Here is a 23263-nt window from a genome sequence, read left to right as displayed (position 1 = left end):
GATCATCATTCCTGTTCATGACGGGCGAGGCGTTGGCCCAGCGCCAGGCGCAGGCGCGCGGGCAGCGCCCCGAGCAGGCGCAACACCAAGGTGAAAAGACCGGGGAAGTTGATTTCCAGGGGGTGGCGGGGCAGGCGCCTGGCGATATGCCGGGCGGCACGCTGCGCAGACCACAGCTGTGGCATGGGGAAATCGTTGCGGCGGGTCAGTGGTGTGTCTACGAAACCTGGGCTTACCAGGGTGACCGCGATGCCTTCGCGAGCCAGGTCGATTCGCTGCGACTCCACCAGATAGCGCACCGCGGCCTTGGACGCGCCATAGGCGCCAGCACGGGGCAAGGCCAGCCAGGTTACCGAACTGCCCATCACCACCAGGTGGGGGCGTTGGCCGGCGCGAAGCAAGGGCAATGCTGCCGCCAGGCAGTAGCTGACGCCCAGCAGGTTGGTGCGCATGACGCGCTCGACCAACGCCGGATCGAAGTGCCCTGGCTCCAGGTATTCGCAGGTGCCGGCATTGAGAATGGCCATGTCCAGGCCTCCCCAGGCCTGCTCGATATGCGCAGCGATGCCGGCGACCTGCTCCGGGTTGTCAAGATCGCCAATGGCCAGCAATGCCTGCCCGGGAAACCGTTCGGCCAGCGGGGCAAGGTGGTCGGCGTTGCGCCCGCCCAAGGCCACCTGGTGGCCTTGCTCCAGGAGGATTTGCGCGAGCGCGGCACCGATCCCGCTGCTGGCGCCGGTCAGCCAGCAGCGGCTCATGCCAGCCTGCCTTTGAGCCAGCGGATCGCAGTGCCCATGACGGGAAGGTGCTCATAAAGCAGGGCACCGGCGTCGAAATAGTCCTGGTGAAAATGCACACGGTCGCGCCAATGCAGGCAGCTGCACCCCTGCAACGTGATCGGCTGGCCGCCAGCCAGGCGCGGGTGGCAAAACTGTAGCGTCCAACGCAGGTAGCCCTGCCCGGGCCTTACCTCGTCAGCGCTGGTGAAGGCGTAGCGGATATCGCTGGCGTTGGCGTACAACTGCTCGAAGTAGGCGCGCAGGGCCTGCAGCCCCTGTATCTGGTGCAGGGGGTCACGAAAGGTGACATCTTCGCTGTACAGTTTTTCCAGCGTGTCGAGGTTAGCCCCATCAAGGCGGGCGAAGCGCTCGGCGAATTGCTGTAAGTACGCTGACATACTGGGCTCCAGACAATCCTGTACAAAATCGTATTGCTGTACAGGTATAACTGAAGCCTAAGCCTTAATCTATACAAGTCAACGTTCTTGTATAGGTTTTTTTGTCAGAGCTTGGCCTGGCCCTGTTGCCGGCGCAGTTCCGTCACTTCAGCCTCCAGCTCGCGAACCCTTTCCTCGGCGAATACTTGCGCTGTGACATCGCGCTGGATGCCGATGTAGTAGGTCAGCTGGTCCGCCTCGTTGTGCACGGGTGTGATGGACAACTCATTCCAGAACAGGCTGCCGTCCTTGCGGTAGTTGCGCAGCACCTGGCAGCAGGGGCGGCCCTCGCGAATCGCTTCGCGGATGATTGCGATGCCCGGCTGGTCGTGATCCTCGCCCTGAAGAAAACGGCAGTCCTGATAGAGGATATCGTCGGCGCTATAGCCGGTCAGGCGCTCGAAGGCCGGGTTGACGTAGATAAGGATGCTCTCATTGCCTTCCTGTTCGGCGACGACGATGCCATCGTTGGAATGCTCGACCATCAGTTGCAGGAGTTTTGCGTTGATCATGGGGCTCACCTACAGACATTTCGTATGCGATGTGCGCCGAAGGCTTCCGTGCAGAAGCTTTTGGCGCTGTTTGTTGCATGATGAACCAAGGAGGCTCGCCGCAGAAGGTGCATCTGGGTTTAGAATATGCAACCACCTGGATGACCCCTCGTTATGACCGACGCCACCCCACCCGAATTGCTACCCATGCGCGATGTGGTCAGCCTGACCGGCATCAATCCGGTGACCTTGCGTGCCTGGGAGCGGCGTCATGGGTTGATACACCCGCAGCGCACCGAGGGCGGCCATCGCTTGTACACGGCCCAGGATGTGCAGCGCATACGTGACATCTTGCGCTGGACCGCCAACGGCCTGCCCATCAGCAAGGTTGGCGACAGGCTCGCCGGCCAGCCTGTGGCGCCTGTGCAGCAGCTCTCGGCCTTTGACGACTGGCGCGCTGCCGTTGCGCGCGCTTCCAGGGCATTCGATGCGCAGGCGCTGGAAGCTATACATGGACAGCTGTTCACACTCTTGCCAAAGGCCACGGTGCTGCGGGAAGTGCTGATGCCGGTTTGGCATGAGCTGGCTTCAGGTACTGCGCCAGGCCAGCGTAGCCAATGGCTGTTTCTCGATACGTTCTTGCGCGCCAGGCTGCTGCTGCGCTTGCAGATGAACCAGGCCGATGCGCCGCGGGTGCTGCTGGCGGGTACCGAGGGGCAAGCCGAATGCCAGGTGTTGTGCGCCGGGCTGCTGTTGAGCAGCGAGCGACAACGCATCGAAGTGCTCGGCTGCGGGCAGCCCCTGGAAGAGCTCCCGCTGCTGTGTGCGGCGATGCAGCCTGCGGCACTGGTGATTGCGCTGCAGCCACCGGTGAGCCCTGCCTTGGCCAAGCGCTTGCGCTCGCTGCAGATGGAAATTGCTTGTCCGCTGGCCTTGACAGGCGAGGGGCTGGCCGGTGTGCAGGCTGCCTTGCACGGGCTGCCGGTGTGCCTGCTGGACGAGCATGGTGCTGACGTCGCGCGCGTGCTTGACGCCTTGCTCCGAGGGGCGCTGGACCTTTGAGTTTGGTTCTGCGCCGTGCTCAAAGTGGTTGGGTGCATAGCGGGTTGGTGATGGGGGCGCGACTCGGCACGCTTTGGACCCCTATCGGTTTCACCGTCTCCAATGCCCTGTTGGCGCTCTATAGGCCGAGCACCTGAGGCCTCATTGCTCACGCGGTGTTTTCAGGTTTGGACGGGACCGCGTGCCACTGCTCCTTGGGCACCCATTTAGGTTGCTCGGGATCGCCCAGGTAGTGAGGCGACATGATTTGCACGCCATACTCGTTGAACACGTCCTGGATATTGGCGTGCAACAGGCTCAGGAGCTGCGCGCGTGGCCTGGGCTCTGACGGAATGGCCTGGGCCACTAATCGATACTCGGGGTAGAAGTCTGACAGCGCCGTCTGGAATACCTGGGGCGCGGGCGTTTGCAGCACGCCTTCGGTGCGCCGAGCCGCTTCCAGCAACATCGCCTCGACCTGACGCCAGGGGGTGTCGTAGCCGATGGTCACCACGGTATCGACCACATAGCCTGGCCCTTCCACGATACGCGAGTAGTTCTTGGTCACCGAGCCGGTAATCATTGAATTGGGAAGTGTCAGCACTTCGCCAAGCCCGGTGCGTATGGATGTGGTGAAGATGCCCACTTCGGTCACCGTGCCCTCGTAATCGCCCACGCGTACAAACTCGCCGACGCGCATCGTGCGTGTGTAGGTAAGGATCAATCCGGCGGCCCCTTGGCCGATGACACTGGTCGCCCCCAGTGAAATCATCAGACCGAGCAACACCGAGAGCCCCTTGAAGGCATCGGTGCCCGAGCCAGGTAGATAGGGGTAGGCCATCACCAGGGCGAATAGCCAGATCGCCAGCGACGTCAGGCGCATGGTCGGTTGCAAGGTTTCGGCGGTCAGCCATTTCAACGTGCCCGGGCGTGCCATGCGCCTTAGCACACGTTTGGAGAAGGCGCTGATACCACGGGCGATGAAAAAGATCGACAGCGCAACTACCAGGCCGGGCATGGCACGTAAAATGCCGCTGACCAGGTAGTTGAGCAGTTCCATCAGGTGGATATTGAGGCTTTCACCCCAAGACCTTGTGTAGGGGAACTGAGACAGCACGAAGCCCAGCCACTGGTAGCAGAACAACAACACGACCAACCAGTACAGCAGCCAGAGTGAGCGGTCGATCAGGTAGTACAGGTTCTGCAGGTCGAACAGTTGCGTATGGCCGACCTTGAGGCGCTCGGAGTGTTTGCCCATCAGTTTGGGCAGCAGTCCCAAGAGCTTGCGTCGACAGTAGCCTGCGGCCTTTACCAGCATGAAGAACACCAAGGTTGCCGCAGCGCTGTAGCCTATCGCAGTGAGCAAAAAGCGCAGGCTACGCGCCTGACGGGTTTCCTCGACGACAAGGCGCAGGTTCTCGGCCGCCTGCTCGGCGGCTTCGCCTGCTGTAATGCTATCGGCCGCAGCATCCAGCGGCGTCACGATGAATGCACGGCGCCCGCCCAGCAGCACCAGGTAGCTGCGCAGAATAGGGTCTACGCGAACCTCCAGGTCGTTTGTTTCCTGGAGCGTTTCCTCGATGACCTTCTTGGCGCGCTGGGCGCGCACCTTGGGTGTTTCGCCCAGCAGCGTCGCACGAAAGACCAGTACCGTGCGGTTGATGACGGTCAGCGGGGCGGGCTCGGCAATCACACCCTCTACCTCTGGCCCGGACTGAGGGGTGTCCGCATGGAGCAGGGGCGAGAACAGCAAGTGGGTCAGTAGCATCAGCCAAGCAGCCCGTCCGAACCTGCGCTTCTTGCCCATTTAACAGCCCCTGTGCCGGCGTGTGGATTGCTACCAGCATAGTCGGCTTCAGCCAGCATTCAGTGGCTTAGTTCGCGGGCAAGAGGATCACGAAGTTCTTCTTCATGTCTTCCACTACGGTCCATTTGCCCTTGGCGCCCGGTTCGATAATGAACGTGTCGCCAGCCGCCAGTGTGACCGGGGCGCAACCCTCAAGCTCGATGACGCAGCATCCACTCAAAACGTGGCAGAACTCCCAGACTTTGTAGTCAATGCGCCACGCCCCGGTGCTGGCTTCCCATTCTCCGGAAATGCGACCTTGCTGTTCATCGTGATAGTACTTGGACGTCAGCGTGTGAGGGGTACCTTCCAAAACTTCTTCAAAGAAGGGCAGGTCGCGCAGCGGTTGGATATCCAGTTCGCGGAACACGGTCAGTTTCTGGTTCATGGCTGTTTCTCGAGCACGTTGTGAGTAGGGCGATACATTAAATAGGCTTCACCGGTTACACCGAGCATCGGGTGCGGAACGATCTGGCAGGTTTTCACGATCTGAAATCCATGACGTTCGTAGAAGCGGCGTGCACCGTGGTTTTCTGCGTAATCGATCAGGCACAACCCATCGAGGCCAGCGTCGTCAGCGCGCTGCTGGGCGTGGCGAAGAAACTGGGCGCCCAGCCCCTGGCTCCGCCAGGCCTCATCCAGTGCCAGGCTGGATATGTACAAGGTATCGGGTATTTCCATGTCGGAATAAGGCGCGAGGACGGGGTCGGTCTCGGCTGGCCTGTCAGGCGTCGCGCGCAAGACATAGCTATGCATCATGCCGATGACGCGCCCTTCGAAAGTGGCCATCAGGCAGTTCTTGTATGAAAAGTCGCCCTGTTCTCTGGCATAGCGAGACGCACCGACACTCAGCAGTGCTTCTCCGGGGGCAGCGAGCTTGCTCCATATGTAATCGGCCATGCCCTCCGATGTCAGTTGAAAGAAGCGCGCAATATCATGCGCGTCCGAGACTCGAGCGGGTCTGAAGTCGATAGACATGTACAGTGCTCCCAAGGGGTCGCGTGGTCAGTTTGCAAGGCTTAAGCCTTTGGCTGCGGGGCAGGGTAGACGGTTTCAGCGGTTTCCATGATGCTCTGCGCGAACACCATCAGCACGGCGTGCGACACTGCCCTCATGCCCACATGCACGTGGCGCTATAAAAGGTTCGGGATGGCTTGGGTATTGGATCGTGCAAACCATTTCAAACCGCCGACGAAGCCTCTGTGCCGAGCGTTCGTAAATCCACTAAATTGTGGGTAAATGTAGAAACAAAACGATAAGACGCAAATTAAGGGAATTAGCTCGCTTGATAGGGCCGGGCGTTAATTCTATAATTTTGTGGATTAACTGGCGCAGAGCGGGCTAGGTATACACTATGTTGGATTTAAGCTTCAGCAAGCCGAGTGAGGTCGTGAAGCGCCTCTGCGATCGCTTGCGCACAGAGCGCTTGGCGCGGGACATGACACAGGCAGACTTGGCCGGGCGTGCCGGCATCGCTACAAACACAGTGTCCAACCTTGAAGCCGGGCGCAATGTCGGATTCGAGAACGTCGTTCGGGTGGCGATGGCGCTTGGCCGGACCAAGGAACTGGAAGGCCTTTTCCTGCCAAAGCTGGACAGCATCGAGGATATCCGGCGCTACGAAAACAGCGCCAATCGTCTTCGTACCAAGAGGAAGCCCGGCAATGCTTGAGCAGGTGAACGTCTTCTACGAAGGGTGGGGGGAGCGATGGCAATGGGGCACGCTGGTCTCCACGACTGCCCTGACCGGTCGTCCACTGATTGTGTTCGAGTACAGCAATGAAGCCAGGCAAAGGGGCTTGGAGCTGTCGTCCTACACGCTGCCGCTGGAGGGGGCTCAACTGCGCCGAGACTTTCCAGACCACCAACTGTACTTGCCAGGGCCTGTTTACGACGCCTTGCCGGACGGATGGGGCATGTTGCTGATGGACCGTATGTTCAGGCGCCGCGGGCTCACCACAGCGCGCATCGGCTCACTGGAACGGCTGGCCTATATCGGTGGTAATGCCATGGGGGCCATGACGTTTGAACCCGTGGCGCCCGAAGGGCAGGCGTCTGAAGTCCACATCCCGCTGGAGCAGCTAGCCGCCGAAGTGCAGGAAGTGCTCCATGGAGACGGCGGTGAGTTCCTGCAGAGGTTGCTGCTGGTGGGTGGCTCGCCTCAAGGTGCAAGGCCTAAGGCCCTCGTCTATCGTGATCCCGAAACTGGCCGGTTTACAACTGCCGTGACGGCGGGCTTTGAGGCCTGGCTGGTCAAGTTCCCGGCCAAGGAAGAGCATGCCGAGGTGTGCGCTGTCGAAATGGTCTACGCCGAATGCCTGCGCATGTGCGGTATCGAGACCCCTGACACGCAGTACTTCAGCCTGCCTGATGGGTTGGCGGCGTTTGCCAGCAAGCGATTTGATCGTCAGGATGGCCTGCGCGTGCCCATGCAAAGCCTCGCGGCCTTCACGGGGGCGAATTACCGGTCTCCAGGCGTGTTGGACTACGTCAATTTCCTGCGGGCAACCCAGATGTGTACCAACGACGTGCGAGAGATGGCGGTGGCCTTCGAACGTGCCGTCTTCAATGTAGCGTTCAACAACCGAGATGATCATCCCAAGAACTTTGCCTACGTCATGTCGCAGGACGGTCATTGGAGACTTTCGCCGGCTTACGATGTGACCTTTTGCGAGGGGCCAGGTGGATATCACCAGATGGATGTAATGGGGGAGGCCCTGTCGATTACCCGCACACAAATGCTTCGGCTTGCCGAGGAAGCCGAGGTGCCCCCGGAGGTTGCAGGCAGAATGATTGACGGCATTTGTGAGGTGGCTAGCCAGTTTGCAAGCATCGCCGAGAACCTGTACCCACAGGTCATTACGCCAGACACCTTGCGCACGATCCAAGGCCGCATCGATCAGAACGTAGCTCGGTTACAGGGCAGCGGTTGCCATTGAAGCAGGGAGGAGCGGGCGCTCAGTCGGCGCGCCGATTTTTGGCAAGGGAGATCGAAGGGCGGGATGGTGATGCCCTCATGGAGAGACCACCAAGCTGATCGGATAGCGCTCGGCGCTGGTTGGGAACAGCAAAGAAGGAAATTGTTGGAAAGCTTCCGGGGAAGGCCCAATGCGATGGGCTAACCGGTGATCCTTTAGCATTGAGGTCTGCGCATGGAATATCGCGTTCGTCCCGCCACACGCAACGATGCAGCAGCGATTAGCCGCGTAGTTCTAGCCGCCCTGCGTGAGTCAAATTCACAGGACTACCCGCCCGATGTGATCGCTCAGGTTGAGCGGAGCTTTGCTCCTGAAGTCGTCACTGCACAACTTGCCAAGCGCAGGGTTTTCGTAGCCTTGCTGGGCGATAACATCGTTGGCACTGCCGGTCTTGACGGTGATGTGGTCAGAAGTGTTTTCGTTGACCCGGCTCACCAAAAAGGCGGCATTGGCCGGCATCTGATGGATGTCATTCATGCGACCGCTGCCCACGCCGGCATTGGGGCTGTACGTGTGCCATCGTCGATTACCGCTGAGAAGTTCTACGCCGCCCTGGGCTATCAGAAAATCCGCGACGAGTTTCATGGGGCTGAGCGCACCATCGTAATGGAAAAACGGCTCCAGGATTAGCCCAGGCTAGTTACCCGTTTATTCGGTAACGACTCAGCACATCCTTGAGATCGGCATACAGATCGTGCCCATTCATGATGACTTCGTCCGTGGCTGTCCGGCAGCAGCCATGTCTTCGTCTTCAGCGGCTAGCACTTCTTTGAGTGGCGTCTCTCCCACCCCCATCGCTCGCTCGATCAGCAGTTCGCTTCCATTACCCTGAAGCATCGCCTGCAGGCGCCCGAACTCGTTGCACCAGATCGTCTCGATGTCCTTGTCGCGTTGCGTGTCGCGATCACGGCTCAATGCCACCGCACGCACCTGCATGCGGCCATTCTCGGCCTTGCCGCCCAGCTCCACGCCATAGCCTGGCGTGGCCGACTTGCGCAGTACTATCTTGCCCGCGTCAGCCCAGGCGGTGGTCATGCCTTCGCGCACTTCGTAACCGAGTTCGGCCAGGCCCTTGAGCATGGCTTCGCGACGGGCGAGGGCGGCTTGCGCTTGCACATGCACGGCGAGCAATGCTTCGCAGCGGCTCGTCAGCTCGCTCACCGTGGCTTTCGGGCTGGTGGTCGTGCAAAGGCGGACCTGCTCGAGCAAGGCCTCGTTCCCGGCGCCCAGGCGGGTTTGTACTTCGTTTGCCAGTTCGTGGAGCTTGGCGAGCGAATCGCGACTCAGCTGGAAGTCGCGGCTTTTATCAGCCAACTCGATCACCAGGCTGTCGAGCAGCAAGTTGCGCTGTTGCGCCTGGGGCTGCGCCTCGGCCCGGGCCAAGGCTAGTACGAAGGGCTCAGCACAGGCTGTGCCTTGCAACAGATGCAGCTCGGCGATATGCCGGTCGATCTGCTGCAGGCGTGGGTCGCGGGTGGCTTGTGCTCGCTCGGCCAGCCACGTGGTGAGGTTGGGCGTGGGGGCGTCATCCATGAGCCGCCGAGCCAGCGCGCGTTGCTGTTCGTCCAGGGTTTGCGCTTCGTTGCTGCTGCTCAATTGGGCGAAACCTTGGGCAAGCAGTTGCTCGGCATTGTCCAGTTGGGCGCCATCGGCCAGTTTTGTCAGGGCCTGCACCACCTGCGGGTCGGCGTCGGTGCGGCTGACCAGGGCCTTGAGCAGAAGCGCTGCATTTTCCTTCATGCGGCGTTGATGCTGGCGCTGCTCGGTCGCTTGCCCAATGGCGCGCTCCTCGCGGGCAAGCTGGTCGCGCCGCAGGTGTTCGATCTCGATGGGGACGGCTTTCTGCAATGCCTGGTACTGGTCCTCAGTGAGCAAGGCGCGCAACCGCGCTTGCCGTGCCCGCGTGGCCGCGCGTTCCTGCTCGCTCAGTTGGCCAAGCTTTTCGGCCTGGGCTTCCCAGCGGGCCACAGCCTGATCAAGGCGGCGCAGATGGCCTTCGCAAAGGGCGATGATTTCTTCACGGGTGACGATGCGCACCACCTTTGGGCCACTCATTGGCAGGTCTCCTTGTCGTTGGATGCGGCCACCGGCTGCCCTGCCTGCATGGCGTCCTCGATGGCTGCGCGCAAGCGGGCGCGCTCGTTGTCGCCGTCGTGATACCAGGCCTGGGACGAGACGCGGTGGATCTGCGGAATCGCCCGGCGCAGTACCGAGGGCCGCCAGATTTCCCGGGCCCGGGCGCGCTCGAGCAGGGCGTGGCTGGGCGCGTCGCATTCGATGCCGATGGCATAGGTTCCGGTCTGTGGGCTTGCGATGGCGAAGTCCAGGCCAAACGCGTCGCCTTCGCTGGCCGGGGCGGCATTCCAGCCCAGGGACGCGATGAACGCGCCAACGATCCTGGCGAAGCCGTCGTGGCCCTGGTCGTGCCCATGCACCTGCGTGCTGCGGTCCGTCTGCAGGCGGCCCAGCAGCTTGCCGCTGTAGTCGAACTCGCCGGCACACAGCGCGCGTGCATATTCCAGGTAGCCTTGCAGGTAGTCGCGCGGGCTGGCCGGCGCGCGCTGGGTGTTGAGCATGTCCGAAATGTCGGCGATGGGCATCGAGGTGATCATCACCACCTTGCGCCGAGCACGGGTCACCGCCACGTTCAGGCGGCGTTCGCCACCGGTCTGTCCGAGCACCCCGAAGTGACGGCGGAAGGTGCCCTGGCTGTTGCGGCCGAAGGTGGAGGAAAACACGATCACGTCGCGCTCGTCACCCTGCACGTTCTCGACGTTCTTGACGAACACCGACATGTCTTCACCGCCCTCGCTGCGTTCGCGCTCCTGGGCGTACGCGGCGCGGAAGGCTTCGTTTTCGGCGGCATGGGCTTCCAGGTGCTCCTCGATCAGCTCGGCCTGCTTGCGGTTGAAGGTCACCACGCCCACTGACGGGCGCTGCGCGTAAGGCAGCTGCCAGAGCGCCTCCAGGTACTGCACGACACGCGCGGCTTCGGTCGCGTTGCTCTGGTTCTGGTACAGGCCCTCGACCTGGATCAGTTCCAGTGGCTTGAGCTGACGAATGCTCGCCTGGGGGTGGCGCACCGGCACATTCAGGCGGTTGCCGTAGAACGAGGCATTGGAAAAACCGATCAGTTCGCGGTAGGCCGAACGGTAGTGGATCTGCAGCGTGGTGCTGGGCAGGGCGTTGCGCGCCAGTTGCAGCAGGTCTGGGCAGTCCTTGATCTCGCGGCGGTTCCAGGTGTCTTCGAAGGCTTCGCGTTGTTCCTCGTCAGCGTCCTCGTCAGGCTCATCGCCATCGAACAGTTCGGCCTCGTCACTTTCGACCCGGCTGGAGAAGAACGCCGTCGGCGGCATCTGCTTCTCGTCGCCACTGACCACGGTGACCTGGCCGCGGAACAGCGTCGGCAGGGCAAACTCCACCGGCATCTGTGATGCCTCGTCGTAGATAACCGTGTCGAACAGGCCGTTCTTCAGTGGCAGCACCCGACTGGCCACGTCCGGGTTCATCAGCCATACCGGGCGCAATGTCATCAGCCCCAGCGGAGCACCCAGTTCTAGGAATTCACGCAGCCGGCGCGAGCGCTTGCCGGTCAGCCGGGTCACATCCTCCCACTGCTTGCGGCTGCCCAGGCGCGTGGGGTCGATACCGGTGGCCAGTAGTTGGCGGTTGAGCTCACGCATCCGTGTATCGGCTTGAGCCAGGCTGGCAACCTTGGCCTGGGCCTCTTCTTGGCTGAACAGCAGCTCCGGGTTGGCCTGTTCGATACGGTGTTTCCAGCCCAGCCGCGCTTCGCGGTTGAGCAGGCGGCGCACGGCGGCGTCGAGCTGCTCTGAGGGCAGCAGGTCGAGTTGCGCCTGGCGCTGGCGCAGCAGGGCGAGCAGCTCCAGGTCAGCCTCGGCGAGCTGCCCGGCGCGGGCGCGGAAGCCTTGGTAGGCCGCCAGGTGGGGCAAGGCGTCGTGCAGGCGGCTGAGCGCCAGTTCGTTGCTCAGGTTGTGTTCCACGGCATGCCGCAGCTGTTGAGCCAGTTCGTTGCCGAGCCAGTCTTCGAGCCGCTTTAGCTGGTCAAGGCTGGACTGGCGCACGCCTTGGCGCAGCAGCGAGGCATCCAGGTCTCCGAGCAAGGCCTCCAGGTGTTGTTTGTCGCCGGTAAGCACGGCGTCGTCTGCCTGGCGTGCGCGGGGCGACTGTGCCAGTGCCTGCGCCAAAACCTGGATCTCGACGAGCTGATGGATATCAGCCTTTACCAAGGCCGCCAGCTCCAGGCCTGCCTGCGGGGCAACGCTGTCCAGGGCCAGGGCCTGGTGAAGTGCAGCCAGTTCGGCGCGCAGGGGGCGCCATCGCTGTTCCAGTTCGATGGCCGCGTGCAGCCCTGGCAGGGCTTCATCCACACGGTCATTACCCTGAGCTACGAGGAAATCGCGCAGTCGCTTGCGCCTGAGCAGGTGCATGGGGTTCATGCGCGTCAGCCAGGAGCGAGCGGCCATGACCTTGGCGCAATCGCTTTCCAGGCCGCGCAGCGGCTTGCTGTCCACCAGGCTCAAGGCAGGCGACAGTGCTGTCAGGTAATCGCCTTCGGGCAGTTGGTCGAGCTGCTGCTGCAGTTGCCGCAGCTCATTCAGCATCGCTTCGCCACGCGGCAGCTGCTCGCCGTCCTTGCTGCGGAACAGGGGGAGCCAGCGGGCCAGGCGCAGTCGCTGGTCCTGGCTCAGCCCGAGCAAGGTCGCCACATGGGTGGCCATCCATGCCCGGTACGGCGCAGGGTCGTCGATCTCGAAGCTGGCCGGGTGTGCTTGCAGGGTCGTTTGACGCTGTAGCTCAGCCTGGCTGAAGGCTTGCAGGCTGTCGGTAAAGGCCAGCAGAGTGGAGCGGTCAGTGGCGAACGGCTGCAACTGCACCAGAGGGCTGCCTTCGTAGCGGGCAGGCAGCCACAGGCGTATCAGCGGCGCACAGTTTTCTTCCAGGCGTGTCAGGCTGGCAACGTCAAGCACGGCCAGGCGCTGGCGCAACGCCGGGAATTCGAGCGGTGGCGGCCCGTCTTCGAGCTCGATCAGTTCGCCCAGCAGGCGCCGGTAGCTCAAACCGGTTGCCGGGTCCGGGCGGTGCAGGCTCTGGTGGAAGCGGTCCAGCTCGCCTTCGAGTGTCTCGATACGCGCCGCCACTTGTTCGCGCTGGCGGAGCAGGCCCTGGCCTTCATCGCCACCGATGAACAGGGTTTCCAGCTGTTCGCGAATACCGCGGATGATCGGTTCGCGGTCGCGATTGACGTCGTTGAGCATGACGATACGCTGCCCCAACCCTTCGGCTACCAGGCGCTTGTACACCACCTCCAGCGCCGCGTGCTTCTGGCAGACGATGAGCAGGCTGCGTTGGCGGCCGATGGCATCGGCGACCATGTTGACGATGGTCTGGCTCTTGCCTGTGCCCGGTGGCCCCTCCACCAGCAAACCCGGGCCTTGGCGCGCTTGCAGCACGGCCGCCTCCTGGGAGGGGTCGCTGGCGACGGTGAAGTAGCGGTGCAGTTCGGCCGGCGGGGCCACGGCCTCGTCCTCCTCGTCGGTCCTGAGCCGCAGTGCGGTCTCGAGCCCGCTGCCGGCAGGCGAGAGTGACTTCAGCTGGCGCAGGTCCTCGCCGATGGCCTGGCCCATGAAGGTGACGTGAAACAACACGCCAGCACATGCCAGTTCGTCCTGGTAAGGCACCACTTCCACGCTGCTGGCCGGCAGTCCGACGATGCTGCGCGAGCGCGCGGTGGCAAGCATGCCGAACGCATCCATCACATCGCTGGCGCGGATCGAAGAGCGGCCAAGCAACTCATCAGCCGTCTTGCGCCAGCGCTTGCAGGCCTCGGCCCCGAGGACGCTTTCCAGCGCCGGGTTCAGGCGCACTTCTTCGCGTTCGCTGTCGAAGGCCAGGGCCGCAAGGCCGCGGTTGCCCACTTCCAGCAGCAGCTTCACCGGCCACAACAGCAGCGGAATGATGCGTGTGCGCGTGGTGCCGCGCGGGTCGCGACTGAGCAGGAAAGGGAAGCCCAGGTACAGGCCGTCGATGCCGGTATCGCGTTTGTACAATGCGCTCTGCCGGTGCAGCGCGTGCAGGCGCGAAGCAATCTGTGGCATGGCCTGGAAGCATTCCGGGTCCAGATTCACGGGCCGTTCGTTGCGCAGCAGCAGGTGGTCGAGCAAGGCTGCCGCAGGGTGGCGCTCGCTGTGCAGTTCGTTGAGATCGACCCGGGCGGTTGTCTTGCCGATGGTCATGCGCACCAGCGGGCCGCGCATCACTGCGGTTACCACCTTCTTCTCGAAGAACTCGAGGATCTGCGACACATACTGCTGCTTTTGCGGCTCAAGCCACTGGCTTGCCGGAATGGCCAGCAGCACCAAGACCTGGGCCAGCGGCATGCGCCGTTCCAGGCGGAACTGCTCGGCCCATGCATCCACTTCGGCAACGCCGCAGCGGGCGAATCCGCGTATGCGCTCATCGACGCTGTGGTAAAGATCCTGGCGCGGGGACTGAAGCAGCGCTGTGGCAGCGTCGTTGTCGAACCAGCCGACTTCGACGCTGTTCGCCAGCTCAGCCGCTTCCTGGATGATCGCCTCCACCGAGCGGAACTGGCCGATCGAAGCGCTGAGCAACACAATCAGGTCTTCCTCGGCGATGATCCGTCGTTCCGCCAACGTCAGCAGGCCGGGGTGCGTGGTATCCGGCAGTAGGCGTTGGCGCGCCTGCCATTCGCTGGCCAGCTTTGCCCGCGAGGTTGACAGCAGGTATACCCTCAACGTCTCTTCGACCAGTTCGATCTGCTGATGCAGGGCACGCTGACGCACCTGCTCGGCGCGCAGTTTGAGGCGAGAAAGCCAGTTGTCGGTCTGCAGTTGCTCCAGCAGGTCGGGCACCGAGCCACTGATCAGTCGGTAGCCTTCCAGCGGATGCTCCAGCAACCAGCCCGGGGTGACGATCTCACCGCGGTGGATCAGCGGGATTTCCGGGTTGAGCAGTTTCAGCGCGAGCATCAAACGGAAATCGTCCTCCAGCCCGTCATGCTGCACCACTTGGCGCAGGCCGGCGAGCAATGAAGGGGAAAGGCCGAGCTGCTCGGCCCAGGTGACGATGACGCCGCGCAACAGATGGTCGAGCGCCTGCTGCCAGTGCTCGGCGTGCGCGGCGGCGAGGGCGAAGACCGCCGGCTTGTGGTAGCGCGTATCGCCCAGTTGCAAGGCAGCACCTTCGCCGTCGTCGCGTTCGGTGAAGGGTGAAGCCGGCGCCTGCACCGGGCGCCCGTCGAGCCAGGCCTCGACCTCGGGCCATTGCCAGCGCTGGTGCCGGTCGCGGGCCAGCAGGCCGCGCAACAGCAGGTTCAGCTGTGGGTCGAGGTCGTCGGGAATCGGGACACCATTGGCCAGTACATGGATGAGGAAGGCATTGGCATGGATGCCCTCGAAGCAGGCCCCTGCGGTTAGTTGCTCGAGCAGGATCATGCCGAGGCTCCACCAGTCCGAGGCGGCCGCCACACCGCCGGCGATGGCTTCAGGGGCCATGTAGCGGCTGGTTTCCAACGGCGAGACGATGTCCAGGTCGAACTCCGACAGGCGCGCCGAACCAAAGCCGCTGATCACCAGGTCCAGTGGCTCGTGGGCACGTACCAGCAGGCTGCTCGGGCGCAGGTCTCGGTGGCGCAAGCCGGCCTCGTTGAAGGCGTGCAGTGCCTGGCCCAGCTCCCGCAGCATATGACGCACGCTGTGGGCTTCACGGATCACGCCGCCGAGGTCGGCCAGGCTGCCGCCGGTCAGTTCCTCGACCACTTCGAATGCACGGCCATCCCAGCGGCCGGTGGCGATGATTTCGGGCACATGCTCGCGGGGCAGACGGCGGATCACGTCATAGACCGCTGGGTCCGGCTCCGCACCTGGTCGATAAAGGGTGAGCACCGCCTGGCGAGCGGTTTCCTGGTGCAATGCAAGGTAACGCTCGCGGACGCCGTCGGTATTGCTGATCTGGCGGATCAGCGACCAGCCGTCGATCAAGGTTTCGCTGGCTGCGGGCGCATCGTCGACCGGGGCAGCCGGCACACCGTTGGCTGCTGCAGACTGGGCCGGCGAAGCATCGCACTGCAGGCACATCAGGTCGCCGGGGTCCATGGCATGGCCGTTTTCACAGACGAGGCCGGGCGCCGGAGATGTGTTCGTCGGCGGGAGATTGTCCACGGTATGGATGATCTGCGGGCGCCAGCCGTCAGCGTGGATCGGCTCCCCGGCCAGGTCCCAGTTGCAAGGGTGCTGGTCGACGGTGCCCTCGCAGAACATTTCCTGTACCGGGCGTGCGGTGTTGCAGTTTGGGCAATAGCGAATCATTGGGCGAATTCCGGTCAGGGGCGGTGCGCGCTGGTGCTAACCTGGTGACCTTGCGCGTTCAAAAGGTCGCGCAGACGCAGTACGTCGTCACGCCGAGGGATCCCTGCCATCCACACGCTGCCGTTCTCGTCGAACATCAGGTCGAGGGCCTGGTCAGTGGGTTGCAGGGGGCGCTGGTAGCTGGCAAGGCGTTCATGGCCGAGCGGGGTCAGCAGGTTCAGGCGCTGATTGTCGCTGCCACGCAAGGCCAGGGATTGTTCGCTGCGCTGGTCGAAGGGGTCGCTGATCAACGCATCGATCAGGCCTTCGGCTTGTTGCAGATGGGGTTGCAGTTGCTCCAGCGAGTAGCCGCTGTACACCAGAATGTCCAGTGGGCTCGACTGGCGAAGCCCCTGGAGCATGGCAAGCAGGGCAGGGAACTGGTCGAAGGGTTCGCCGCCGGAGACGGTGATGCCCTCAGCCTCGGCCAGCCAGGGCATCAGTTGTTTCAGCAACTGTGCGATGCCCACACGGCGCTTGCCTGGCCCCCAGGTGTCGGCGGAAATACAGCCGGGGCAGCGGATGCTGCAGCCCTGAAACCAGATGCCCAGGCGACGACCTGGGCCGAGGGTGGTGACCGGGAAGTGCACACGGGACAGGCTCAGTTCCATGGTCAGCGACGTTCCAGGGTCAATCCGCCGACACCCAGACGGCTGATGGTGAAATGCTCGCCAGGTTGAGCGTCCTGGTCGAACAAGGCCCGCGCCAGCGGATTGAGCAGATGCGCCTCGAGCTGGTTGCGGATGCCACGGCCGCCGTTGGACAGGTCGTGCAGACACAAAGCGTGCAATGCCTGGCGCGCCTCAGGGGCGATGCCCACGTGCAGTTTCTGCTGCTGCAGGTCCTTGAAGGTGCCGTCGACCATCTGTTCGAAGATCTGCTGGCCGACCTCTTCACGAATGAAGTCGAACACGATGACGTTCTCGCCGATACGGTTGAGGATCTCCGGACGATTGAGCACCTGCTTGAAATGCCGGTTGATCTCGCTGTGGACTTTCTCCCGAACCTGCTCGTAAGGCTCGCACGGCAGCACGTTGGCAACGCGCTCGCCATTCTCGCCCAGGCGGTAGATGCCCAGGTTGGAGGTGAACACGATCAGCGCCTCGGAAAAGTACACCCGGTCACCGCGACCGGAGGTCAGTACGCCGTCGTCAAGAATTTGCAGGAACTTGTCGAGGATGCGCGGGTGGGCTTTTTCGATTTCGTCGAACAGCACGACGCTGAAGGGTTTCTCGCGAATCGCATTGGTCAGTTCGCCACCGACGTCGTAGCCGACATAGCCGGGTGGTGCACCGATCAGGCGCTGGTCGGCATGTTCTGCACTGAATTCCGACATGTCGAAACGGATATACGCGCTTTCGTCGCCGAACAGCAGGCTGGTCATGGTTTTGGCCAGCTCGGTCTTGCCCACCCCGGTCGGCCCAGCCAGGAAGGCTACGCCACGCGGGCGATTGCCCTTGCGGCTGGCGCCGACGCCGGTCATTGCCCGCTTGACGATGTCGAGCATGTGGGTCACGGCGTGGTCCTGGCCTTTCACTCGCTGGTGCACCAGCTCATCGCCCTGGCGGATGCGCTGGCGATCGATGCGCAGCCAGGGGTCTTCGGTGACACCCACTTTATACCGGCGCACGGCATCAGCGATCTGCACCATGGGCACACCTTCGACCCGTGCGAGTTGCGCGATGGCGCTGAGGTCGAGCAGCAGCAGGCCCTCGGTATTCTGTACGAAGGCGTCCGCAGCCTGGGCGAGCGCGTCCTGACTCGCCTCCTGGCTACCGGCGAGCCCCTTGAGCAGCGCCGGCGCCAGGGCGCGGCGGGCCAGTTGGTCAGGTTTGGAGACGGGAATGTGGCGAATCCGGGGGTTGTCGACCAGCAGCCAGTCCGGCAGGTCGCCTTCTTTCTCCACCAGCCACAGCAGCGTATTGAAGAATGGCTTGCGCGTTTGTGGCTGGGGCCTGCTGCGCGCCTGGTGGGCATGCACCAAGGCCTGAGTGAACAGCTGATGCTCGGCCGCGTTCAGGGAATCGCTACGTACCGCAAGGCGCGAGGCGAAGTCGATGATCAGGGCGACAGGCGTATCGGTGTGGGCCAGCAGCCGCTGCATGGTGGCGGCCAGCAGGTCGATACCCGCAGACGCGGCGCCGTTCACCGGGGTCAGGCCGAGTTCCTGGAGCAGGGCTTGGCCCGGTGCCGGGTCGCTGCCGGGCTTGCCAAGCACCCGAAAACCAACCACAGGGTCCCAAGCCAGCACATGGCCATAGCCGGTGTCGAGCAAGGCGTTGCACAGGGTCTGGTTGAAGCTCTGGGCCGTGACCGTGCCAGGAACGACCTCACAAGCCTGGAGGTCGCGGATGTTGCCCGACAGGACGAATTGGCTTTTCAGTGGCAGGAAGCGGACGAGGTCACGCATCCAGCGCGGGGTTTGAAACGGTGTAGTCCCTGACATGATCAACTCGTCTAGGTTGGATCCTTGGCAGGGTATTGGTCCTTGCGGGTATTTTCCAGTATTGCCGTCTGAAAGTTCAGCGCGTTGTAGGGCAGCATTTCAAGAATGCCTCGATACGTACCGAGGATGGCAACCAGACAAGTGCATGAGGTCAGCAATGGTAGACTTCGGCGCTGATTCAAGGAATTGTGTGTGGTGCTATGGGATAGCGACGCAGGCTGTAATAATGTGGGTAATCACAAGGGCCATGTCATGCTGACCATCACCAATAACGTGCATCTGCCGGATGCCGACATCGAACTGACGTACATTCGCGCGCAAGGCGCGGGTGGGCAGAATGTCAACAAGGTGTCCAGCGCCGTGCACCTGCGCTTCGACATCCCGGCCTCGTCGCTGCCCGAGTTTTACAAGGAGCGGCTGTTAGGGTTGCGTGACAGTCGCATTACCGGTGACGGCGTGTTGATCATCAAGGCCCAGCAGTACCGCACCCAGGAGCAGAACCGCGCTGACGCACTGGCGCGTCTTGCCGAGTTGATCATCGCTGCCGGCAAGATCGAGAAAAAACGCCGCCCCACCAAGCCGACCCTCGGCTCGAAGACCCGCCGGCTCGAAGGAAAAGCCAGACGCAGCACTATCAAGATGGGGCGGGGCAAGGTGGAGTTCTAGGCGCTGTAGTGCGGCTGCATCAAGCGCATGTACGGCTGGCTAAATGAGAGTGTCAGATGAGCAGCCCGCCCGACGACGCCTAAAGACTGTCAGGATCCCAAGGTAACAGCCGCATCCGCGAGTTCAGCTACCTGCAAAAGGATTACCCGGACAGCGACAACTTCACCCTGTATTTCTCCGCGCCTAGTGATGTGCGTGACGTCGCCTTCCACATCGAAAACCCGCGCGAGGTCCTGGGCCTCGAATACAGCCAATGGATGTATTTGCCGGTCAGCCGACAGACCCGAAGGATTTCCACCACCGACAAACGCGGGGCGTTCATGGGTAGCGACTACTCCTATGCCGACCTCGACCAGATCGACAGCATTCCCCACAGCGAAACCGAGGACTTCATCGCCGGTATTCGCTCTCGGCTGCGCTTCAACCAGTTGCAGTACAACGTCGCGCTGGACGACCGCCTGTTCACGCAGACTGCGATCAAGTGCGGGCTGATAGCCGGCGACTTGCCGGAATGCGCCGTGTCTGCCCATCCTCGGCATGCTGACGTTGCTGACCACGTCGGTGACTGTGTACGGCAGCATGTACCTGTTGGACATCGAGTTGAGCATCGGTACCACACTGGTGACGTTCCTGGTGGTGGGCGTCGTGGATTACGCCGCACCGATCAGGATGCTGGTGCAGAAGGGCATCGAGATCGACGAGGCTATCCTGGCGGCCATGCAGGGCGTCGGGCGCTCGACGGTGGTCAACGTCGTGATCTTCTCGATGGGCTTTGTCGCGCTACTGTTCTGCGCCTACAAACCCGTGATTGACCTGGGGGTATTGGTGATACTGGCGCTGTCATCCAGCGGCTTCATTAGCATTTTGCTGGTCACGCTGATTTCGCCGTGGTTCTTTGCCGCGATTGTGCCGCAGCCAGCAGTGCAAGAGGGTGAGCAGCCGGGGGGGCTGTGCCAGGTTAAATCGCCGGGGCGCCTGCGTGCTGAAAACGGCACCGTGCGCCATGGCCGTTCAGGGGCAGCGGAGCGGATTCAGCGGGCTCTTTCCAGGTGTTCGAACTGGCATTGCATCTGAGCATCTTTGAGGCTCAGCTCAAACTCAACCAAGCCGTCATGCACTTGCTGCAATGTCTGGATCTGCCCCATCAATTCCTGCTTTTTGTTATCGATGGCCTGCATGGCCAGATCCCAGGGCAGCGCCTGGCCGTGATGATCCTGCAGAATGGCCCGCATTTCCTTGAGTTTGAAACCGAGTTGCTGAGCGCATTTGATGAAGGTCAGCAGCTCTACGCTTTGCTGGCTGTAGATGCGGTACTTGCCTTCGCGCTGCGGTGGGGGCAGCAGGCCGATTTCTTCGTAATGTCGAATGCTTTTGACGGTGGTGCCCGACAGCTGGGCCGCTTTGCCGATGTACATGAAAGTCCCTTTTTTGACGCATCAGAAGCGAAAAGATGTCGCGTGCTCGTACAGGCGCGCGACATCTTTGCACGAGCATCAGGGTGTGGGAAGCCTGGACAAGGTGCCACAGCAGGGAGGCTCGGCTGGGCAGTGCGGGGGCACGGCCCGACCGGGGCCGATCAGCGGCTGGCGACTGCCTGGACTTGTTTGAGCCAGGCTTCGCGCTGTTGCGGCTTGGAGCCCAATACCGGACCGAAGGTCAGGGTTTTCAGGGGGGTTATGCCGCAGAACTCCAGGGTGGTCTTACGTACTTGGTTCAGGCCCGGCATGCGATACACCCACCGGTAGTACCACGGTGGCGTGTCCATGGTCACCAAAAGGTGAGCCGTGCGGCCCTTGAGCAGCTTATCCGGGAAAGGCGAGCCCTTGCGGTACTTGAAGGCAAAACCGGGCAGAAACACGCGGTCGAAGAACCCCTTGAGCAACGCCGGAATGCCGCCCCACCAGATCGGGTACACCAATGTCAGGTGTTCGGCCCAGGTAATGTCGTTCTGTGCGTCGATCAAATCGGGCTCAAGCAACTGGATCTGGTTATAGCCATCGTGCAAGACCGGATCGAAATCCAGGGTGCCCAGGCGCAGCAGGCGCACCTCATGGCCTGCTTGCGTGGCGGCCTCGACATAACGTTCGGACACAGCGCCGCAAAAGCTGTCGTTCGAAGGGTGGCCGAGGATTACGAGCATGCGTTTGCGCTTCATGACAAACTCCAGGTAATGAAGTGCCAAGGGTAAAGTCTGCCCCTTACGGTAGAGTCAAGCCTTGCCGGTTAGTGGTAGAGACAGACAGTCCAGCAGCGCTCGGGTGTCGCCCGGCAAACCGTCGAATGAGGGGGCGCAGAAACGCAATGTGCGTTACGAGTGGATTACAGTGGAAGCACCAAGGGGGGGAGTCGAACGTGCAATCCCTCACCCAGTCGCGCAGCTTATCCTTTGGGCTCGTCCCAGTCATCAGGAGGGTTGCCGCGGCCCAGCATCTTCTCGAATACGGCGTAGGGATCGGATTTTCTGCCTGCGGACTGCAGAGTATTTTCGTCGTTGCCCCATGCGTAGACGATGACCTTGGACCTTGAGTCGTAGCGAAAGAACAGCCGAAAGCGCCTACCGATTTTCGCCCGCCGCCAATGTCGGTAGGCGGTGCCTAGCGTGTTGCCTTGGCGGAGCTCGTCACGGCCCGGGTCGGCAGGCACAGCCTCCATGATCAGATGGCTTAATGCCCGAAACAGCTTGACGTTGGCGTTGCTTTCAAAACCTTGTGGGTCGTTCTGCGCGGCCTGGGCGGCGGCTTCTTGCAATTTGCGTAGCTGTAAAGTCACACCTTCATGGAACAACAGTGTCCAGCCATGTCGCAGCATCAGATCGCGACCTCACCGTCGATATCTTCGTCCAGATTTACATCGCGGCCCGCATTGGCGAGCATGGTTTGGGCCAGGTTTTCCGGCAGGGTGGTGAGGTTGCGCCCGCTTCGGATATCAGCCTCCAGCAAACCCAGGAACGCACCGATGGCAGGGTCCTCATGGATGGCTTCTACGCGGCTGACCACGACTTCCCCGGCGCGTACGTCGAATGCGATCTTGCCACCCGTGCCGAGGCCTAAAAGCTGGCGAACGGACTTGGGCACTGTGACCTGCCCCTTCGAGGTCAACGTGGCGATTTCGTGGATGGCAGGCATGAGCGTTCTCCCGGATGTATTGATTGAATGGCAAGGAATAATCCTTACACGGTCAATCTTGGTTTTCTGCTGATCAAGCATAGGCGGGGAGGACGCTAAACAGCGTCGCAGGATGAGTTACACCACCTCTCGGGACACGATCTTCTAAAGACTGTCAGGATCCCCAAAGAACATCTGTATCCGCGACCGCAGCCACCGCTCCGCCGGGTCATTGTCCTGTGCCCCGCGCCAGGCCATGTGCAGTTCGAAACTGCGCACGGGTATCGGCAGATCCTCGGCCCGCAAGCCGCCGGCGGCTGTCAGTGCATCCGCCGTGTAGTCCGGTACCGTAGCGACGATATCGGTGCCTGCCAGCAAGCTCCCCAGCCCGTTGAACTGCGGTACCGCCAGCACCACGTGGCGCTTGCGGCCGATTTCTTCCAGGGCTTCGTCAATGAACCCGGACAAGTCCCCGGCAAACGACACCAACGCATGGGGCCGCGCGCAGAAGTCATCCAGGGTGATGCTGCCGGGTACGCTGTCGGCGCGCAGCAGTTTCGGCATGCTGCGGCGCAGCACCTTGCGCTTGGCGTTGGCCGGCAGTTCGCTGGTGTAGCTGACACCCACCGAAATCTCGCCCGAGGCCAGCAGGGTTGGCATCAGCAAGTAGTTGACCCGTCGCACCACCAGCACGATACCGGGCGCCTCGGCGCGAATGCGCTTGAGCAGTTGCGGCAGCAAGGCGAACTCGGCGTCGTCCGACAAGCCGATGCGGAACACCGCATTGCTGGTGGCCGGGTCGAATTCGGCAGCGCGGCTGACTGCAGTGGAAATCGAATCCAGTGCCGGTGACAGCAGGGCGAAGATCTCGTGGGCCCGTGCCGATGGCTCCATGCTGCGCCCTGTGCGCACGAACAGCGGGTCATCGAACAGGTTGCGCAGGCGCGACAGCGCCGCGCTGATGGCCGGTTGGCCGAGAAACAGTTTTTCTGCGGCGCGGGTCACGCTGCGCTCGTGCATCAGCGTCTCGAACACAATCAGCAGGTTGAGGTCTACACGACGCAGGTCGTTTCGATTCATCGGTG

The 23263-nt window shown here is 62.2% G+C and carries 20 protein-coding genes and 2 pseudogenes; 7 read left to right on the top strand and 15 right to left on the bottom strand.

Annotated features, from left to right (window positions below):
- Window positions 1-5: 5 nt before the first annotated feature.
- From ACF8EA_RS12965 to ACF8EA_RS12955, 3 genes are all read right to left on the bottom strand, one after another.
- Window positions 6-758 (bottom strand): SDR family NAD(P)-dependent oxidoreductase, encoded by a 753-nt coding sequence (locus ACF8EA_RS12965; protein WP_392522223.1) that lies wholly within the window; start codon window positions 756-758, stop codon window positions 6-8.
- Window positions 755-1177, bottom strand: a complete 423-nt coding sequence (locus tag ACF8EA_RS12960) for a nuclear transport factor 2 family protein (RefSeq protein ID WP_021782294.1) — start codon at window positions 1175-1177, stop codon at window positions 755-757. Before ACF8EA_RS12960 ends, ACF8EA_RS12965 begins: the two co-directional genes overlap by 4 nt.
- 104 nt (window positions 1178-1281) lie before the next feature.
- Window positions 1282-1728: a PAS domain S-box protein gene (locus ACF8EA_RS12955; RefSeq protein ID WP_084851495.1), complete on the bottom strand. Its 447-nt coding sequence runs from the start codon at window positions 1726-1728 to the stop codon at window positions 1282-1284.
- Between the two features lie 153 nt (window positions 1729-1881).
- Between ACF8EA_RS12955 and ACF8EA_RS12950 the strand changes: the two genes are divergently transcribed.
- Window positions 1882-2769, top strand: coding sequence for a MerR family transcriptional regulator (locus ACF8EA_RS12950; protein WP_392522221.1), 888 nt, complete (start codon window positions 1882-1884; stop codon window positions 2767-2769).
- Between the two features lie 148 nt (window positions 2770-2917).
- On the opposite strand, the gene ACF8EA_RS12945 is transcribed toward ACF8EA_RS12950, so the two are convergent.
- The 3 genes from ACF8EA_RS12945 to ACF8EA_RS12935 form a co-directional block, all read right to left on the bottom strand.
- The gene (locus ACF8EA_RS12945) at window positions 2918-4555 is read right to left on the bottom strand and encodes a mechanosensitive ion channel family protein (protein WP_392522219.1); all 1638 of its coding nucleotides are present in this window, start codon (window positions 4553-4555) and stop codon (window positions 2918-2920) included.
- A 67-nt stretch (window positions 4556-4622) separates the two neighbouring features.
- Window positions 4623-4982, bottom strand: a complete 360-nt coding sequence (locus ACF8EA_RS12940; protein ID WP_103444537.1) for a cupin domain-containing protein — start codon at window positions 4980-4982, stop codon at window positions 4623-4625.
- The gene (locus ACF8EA_RS12935; protein ID WP_021782299.1) at window positions 4979-5572 is read right to left on the bottom strand and encodes a GNAT family N-acetyltransferase; all 594 of its coding nucleotides are present in this window, start codon (window positions 5570-5572) and stop codon (window positions 4979-4981) included. Before ACF8EA_RS12935 ends, ACF8EA_RS12940 begins: the two co-directional genes overlap by 4 nt.
- Before the next feature lie 376 nt (window positions 5573-5948).
- On the opposite strand from ACF8EA_RS12935, the gene ACF8EA_RS12930 reads away from it, so the two are divergent.
- The 3 genes from ACF8EA_RS12930 to ACF8EA_RS12920 all read left to right on the top strand — a co-directional run bounded on the left by ACF8EA_RS12930 (window position 5949) and on the right by ACF8EA_RS12920 (window position 8202).
- Window positions 5949-6266, top strand: a complete 318-nt coding sequence (locus ACF8EA_RS12930; protein ID WP_021782301.1) for a helix-turn-helix domain-containing protein — start codon at window positions 5949-5951, stop codon at window positions 6264-6266.
- Entirely contained in the window at window positions 6259-7533 is a 1275-nt protein-coding gene (locus ACF8EA_RS12925; RefSeq protein WP_392522217.1) for a type II toxin-antitoxin system HipA family toxin, read from the top strand. Before ACF8EA_RS12930 ends, ACF8EA_RS12925 begins: the two co-directional genes overlap by 8 nt.
- Before the next feature lie 213 nt (window positions 7534-7746).
- Entirely contained in the window at window positions 7747-8202 is a 456-nt protein-coding gene (locus ACF8EA_RS12920; RefSeq protein WP_279934964.1) for a GNAT family N-acetyltransferase, read from the top strand.
- A gap of 72 nt (window positions 8203-8274) precedes the next feature.
- Here ACF8EA_RS12920 and ACF8EA_RS12915 read toward each other — a convergent pair whose 3' ends face one another.
- The 4 genes from ACF8EA_RS12915 to ACF8EA_RS12900 are packed head-to-tail and all read right to left on the bottom strand — an operon-like array spanning window position 8275 to window position 18408.
- Window positions 8275-9627, bottom strand: coding sequence for a hypothetical protein (locus tag ACF8EA_RS12915; RefSeq protein WP_319297965.1), 1353 nt, complete (start codon window positions 9625-9627; stop codon window positions 8275-8277).
- Window positions 9624-15923 carry an AAA domain-containing protein gene (locus ACF8EA_RS12910; RefSeq protein ID WP_392522215.1) on the bottom strand — a complete coding sequence of 2100 codons (6300 nt, stop codon included), beginning with the start codon at window positions 15921-15923 and terminating at the stop codon, window positions 9624-9626. The genes ACF8EA_RS12915 and ACF8EA_RS12910 overlap by 4 nt, the downstream gene beginning before the upstream one ends.
- A 14-nt stretch (window positions 15924-15937) precedes the next feature.
- Window positions 15938-16573, bottom strand: coding sequence for a 4Fe-4S single cluster domain-containing protein (locus tag ACF8EA_RS12905; RefSeq protein WP_319297982.1), 636 nt, complete (start codon window positions 16571-16573; stop codon window positions 15938-15940).
- Between the two features lie 2 nt (window positions 16574-16575).
- On the bottom strand, window positions 16576-18408 hold the full coding sequence (locus ACF8EA_RS12900; RefSeq protein ID WP_392522213.1) for an AAA family ATPase: 1833 nt from the start codon (window positions 18406-18408) through the stop codon (window positions 16576-16578).
- A 252-nt stretch (window positions 18409-18660) separates the two neighbouring features.
- On the opposite strand from ACF8EA_RS12900, the gene arfB reads away from it, so the two are divergent.
- From arfB to ACF8EA_RS12885, 3 genes and pseudogenes are all read left to right on the top strand, one after another.
- Window positions 18661-19074, top strand: a complete 414-nt coding sequence (arfB, locus tag ACF8EA_RS12895) for an alternative ribosome rescue aminoacyl-tRNA hydrolase ArfB (protein WP_325950903.1) — start codon at window positions 18661-18663, stop codon at window positions 19072-19074.
- An 86-nt stretch (window positions 19075-19160) separates the two neighbouring features.
- A pseudogene (locus tag ACF8EA_RS12890) lies at window positions 19161-19601 on the top strand (outer membrane lipoprotein-sorting protein); the annotation flags it as partial.
- Window positions 19597-20022 (top strand): annotated as a pseudogene (locus tag ACF8EA_RS12885) (transporter); the annotation flags it as partial. The pseudogenes ACF8EA_RS12890 and ACF8EA_RS12885, both read left to right, overlap by 5 nt.
- A gap of 83 nt (window positions 20023-20105) precedes the next feature.
- Here ACF8EA_RS12885 and ACF8EA_RS12880 read toward each other — a convergent pair.
- From ACF8EA_RS12880 to ACF8EA_RS12860, 5 genes are all read right to left on the bottom strand, one after another.
- Window positions 20106-20489, bottom strand: a complete 384-nt coding sequence (locus ACF8EA_RS12880; protein ID WP_392522211.1) for a MerR family transcriptional regulator — start codon at window positions 20487-20489, stop codon at window positions 20106-20108.
- A gap of 161 nt (window positions 20490-20650) precedes the next feature.
- Window positions 20651-21229: an NAD(P)H-dependent oxidoreductase gene (locus tag ACF8EA_RS12875; RefSeq protein WP_392522209.1), complete on the bottom strand. Its 579-nt coding sequence runs from the start codon at window positions 21227-21229 to the stop codon at window positions 20651-20653.
- Window positions 21230-21453: 224 nt separating this feature from the next.
- Entirely contained in the window at window positions 21454-21882 is a 429-nt protein-coding gene (locus ACF8EA_RS12870; RefSeq protein ID WP_392522207.1) for a type II toxin-antitoxin system YhaV family toxin, read from the bottom strand.
- Window positions 21882-22199, bottom strand: coding sequence for a type II toxin-antitoxin system PrlF family antitoxin (locus ACF8EA_RS12865; protein ID WP_392522205.1), 318 nt, complete (start codon window positions 22197-22199; stop codon window positions 21882-21884). The genes ACF8EA_RS12870 and ACF8EA_RS12865 overlap by 1 nt, the downstream gene beginning before the upstream one ends.
- 144 nt (window positions 22200-22343) lie before the next feature.
- Window positions 22344-23258 (bottom strand): LysR family transcriptional regulator, encoded by a 915-nt coding sequence (locus ACF8EA_RS12860; protein WP_003253946.1) that lies wholly within the window; start codon window positions 23256-23258, stop codon window positions 22344-22346.
- Window positions 23259-23263: the final 5 nt, after the last annotated feature.

The sequence above is a fragment of the Pseudomonas sp. YQ_5 genome (assembly GCF_043103305.1).
Lineage (GTDB): Bacteria > Pseudomonadota > Gammaproteobacteria > Pseudomonadales > Pseudomonadaceae > Aquipseudomonas > Aquipseudomonas putida_Y.
The sequence above is the reverse complement of the archived record's forward strand: the minus strand, read 5'-3'. Positions and strand labels throughout refer to the sequence as shown.

Excerpts from the sequence above, each read along its gene's own strand:
- ACF8EA_RS12965 (WP_392522223.1), bottom strand. The coding sequence starts at position 758 with ATGAGCCGCTGCTGGCTGACCGGCGCCAGCAGCGGGATCGGTGCCGCG.
- ACF8EA_RS12960 (WP_021782294.1), bottom strand. The coding sequence starts at position 1,177 with ATGTCAGCGTACTTACAGCAATTCGCCGAGCGCTTCGCCCGCCTTGAT.
- ACF8EA_RS12955 (WP_084851495.1), bottom strand. The coding sequence starts at position 1,728 with ATGATCAACGCAAAACTCCTGCAACTGATGGTCGAGCATTCCAACGAT.
- ACF8EA_RS12950 (WP_392522221.1), top strand. The coding sequence starts at position 1,882 with ATGACCGACGCCACCCCACCCGAATTGCTACCCATGCGCGATGTGGTC.
- ACF8EA_RS12945 (WP_392522219.1), bottom strand. The coding sequence starts at position 4,555 with ATGGGCAAGAAGCGCAGGTTCGGACGGGCTGCTTGGCTGATGCTACTG.
- ACF8EA_RS12940 (WP_103444537.1), bottom strand. The coding sequence starts at position 4,982 with ATGAACCAGAAACTGACCGTGTTCCGCGAACTGGATATCCAACCGCTG.
- ACF8EA_RS12935 (WP_021782299.1), bottom strand. The coding sequence starts at position 5,572 with ATGTCTATCGACTTCAGACCCGCTCGAGTCTCGGACGCGCATGATATT.
- ACF8EA_RS12930 (WP_021782301.1), top strand. The coding sequence starts at position 5,949 with ATGTTGGATTTAAGCTTCAGCAAGCCGAGTGAGGTCGTGAAGCGCCTC.
- ACF8EA_RS12925 (WP_392522217.1), top strand. The coding sequence starts at position 6,259 with ATGCTTGAGCAGGTGAACGTCTTCTACGAAGGGTGGGGGGAGCGATGG.
- ACF8EA_RS12920 (WP_279934964.1), top strand. The coding sequence starts at position 7,747 with ATGGAATATCGCGTTCGTCCCGCCACACGCAACGATGCAGCAGCGATT.
- ACF8EA_RS12915 (WP_319297965.1), bottom strand. The coding sequence starts at position 9,627 with ATGAGTGGCCCAAAGGTGGTGCGCATCGTCACCCGTGAAGAAATCATC.
- ACF8EA_RS12910 (WP_392522215.1), bottom strand. The coding sequence starts at position 15,923 with ATGATTCGCTATTGCCCAAACTGCAACACCGCACGCCCGGTACAGGAA.
- ACF8EA_RS12905 (WP_319297982.1), bottom strand. The coding sequence starts at position 16,573 with ATGGAACTGAGCCTGTCCCGTGTGCACTTCCCGGTCACCACCCTCGGC.
- ACF8EA_RS12900 (WP_392522213.1), bottom strand. The coding sequence starts at position 18,408 with ATGTCAGGGACTACACCGTTTCAAACCCCGCGCTGGATGCGTGACCTC.
- arfB (WP_325950903.1), top strand. The coding sequence starts at position 18,661 with ATGCTGACCATCACCAATAACGTGCATCTGCCGGATGCCGACATCGAA.
- ACF8EA_RS12880 (WP_392522211.1), bottom strand. The coding sequence starts at position 20,489 with ATGTACATCGGCAAAGCGGCCCAGCTGTCGGGCACCACCGTCAAAAGC.
- ACF8EA_RS12875 (WP_392522209.1), bottom strand. The coding sequence starts at position 21,229 with ATGAAGCGCAAACGCATGCTCGTAATCCTCGGCCACCCTTCGAACGAC.
- ACF8EA_RS12870 (WP_392522207.1), bottom strand. The coding sequence starts at position 21,882 with ATGCTGCGACATGGCTGGACACTGTTGTTCCATGAAGGTGTGACTTTA.
- ACF8EA_RS12865 (WP_392522205.1), bottom strand. The coding sequence starts at position 22,199 with ATGCCTGCCATCCACGAAATCGCCACGTTGACCTCGAAGGGGCAGGTC.
- ACF8EA_RS12860 (WP_003253946.1), bottom strand. The coding sequence starts at position 23,258 with ATGAATCGAAACGACCTGCGTCGTGTAGACCTCAACCTGCTGATTGTG.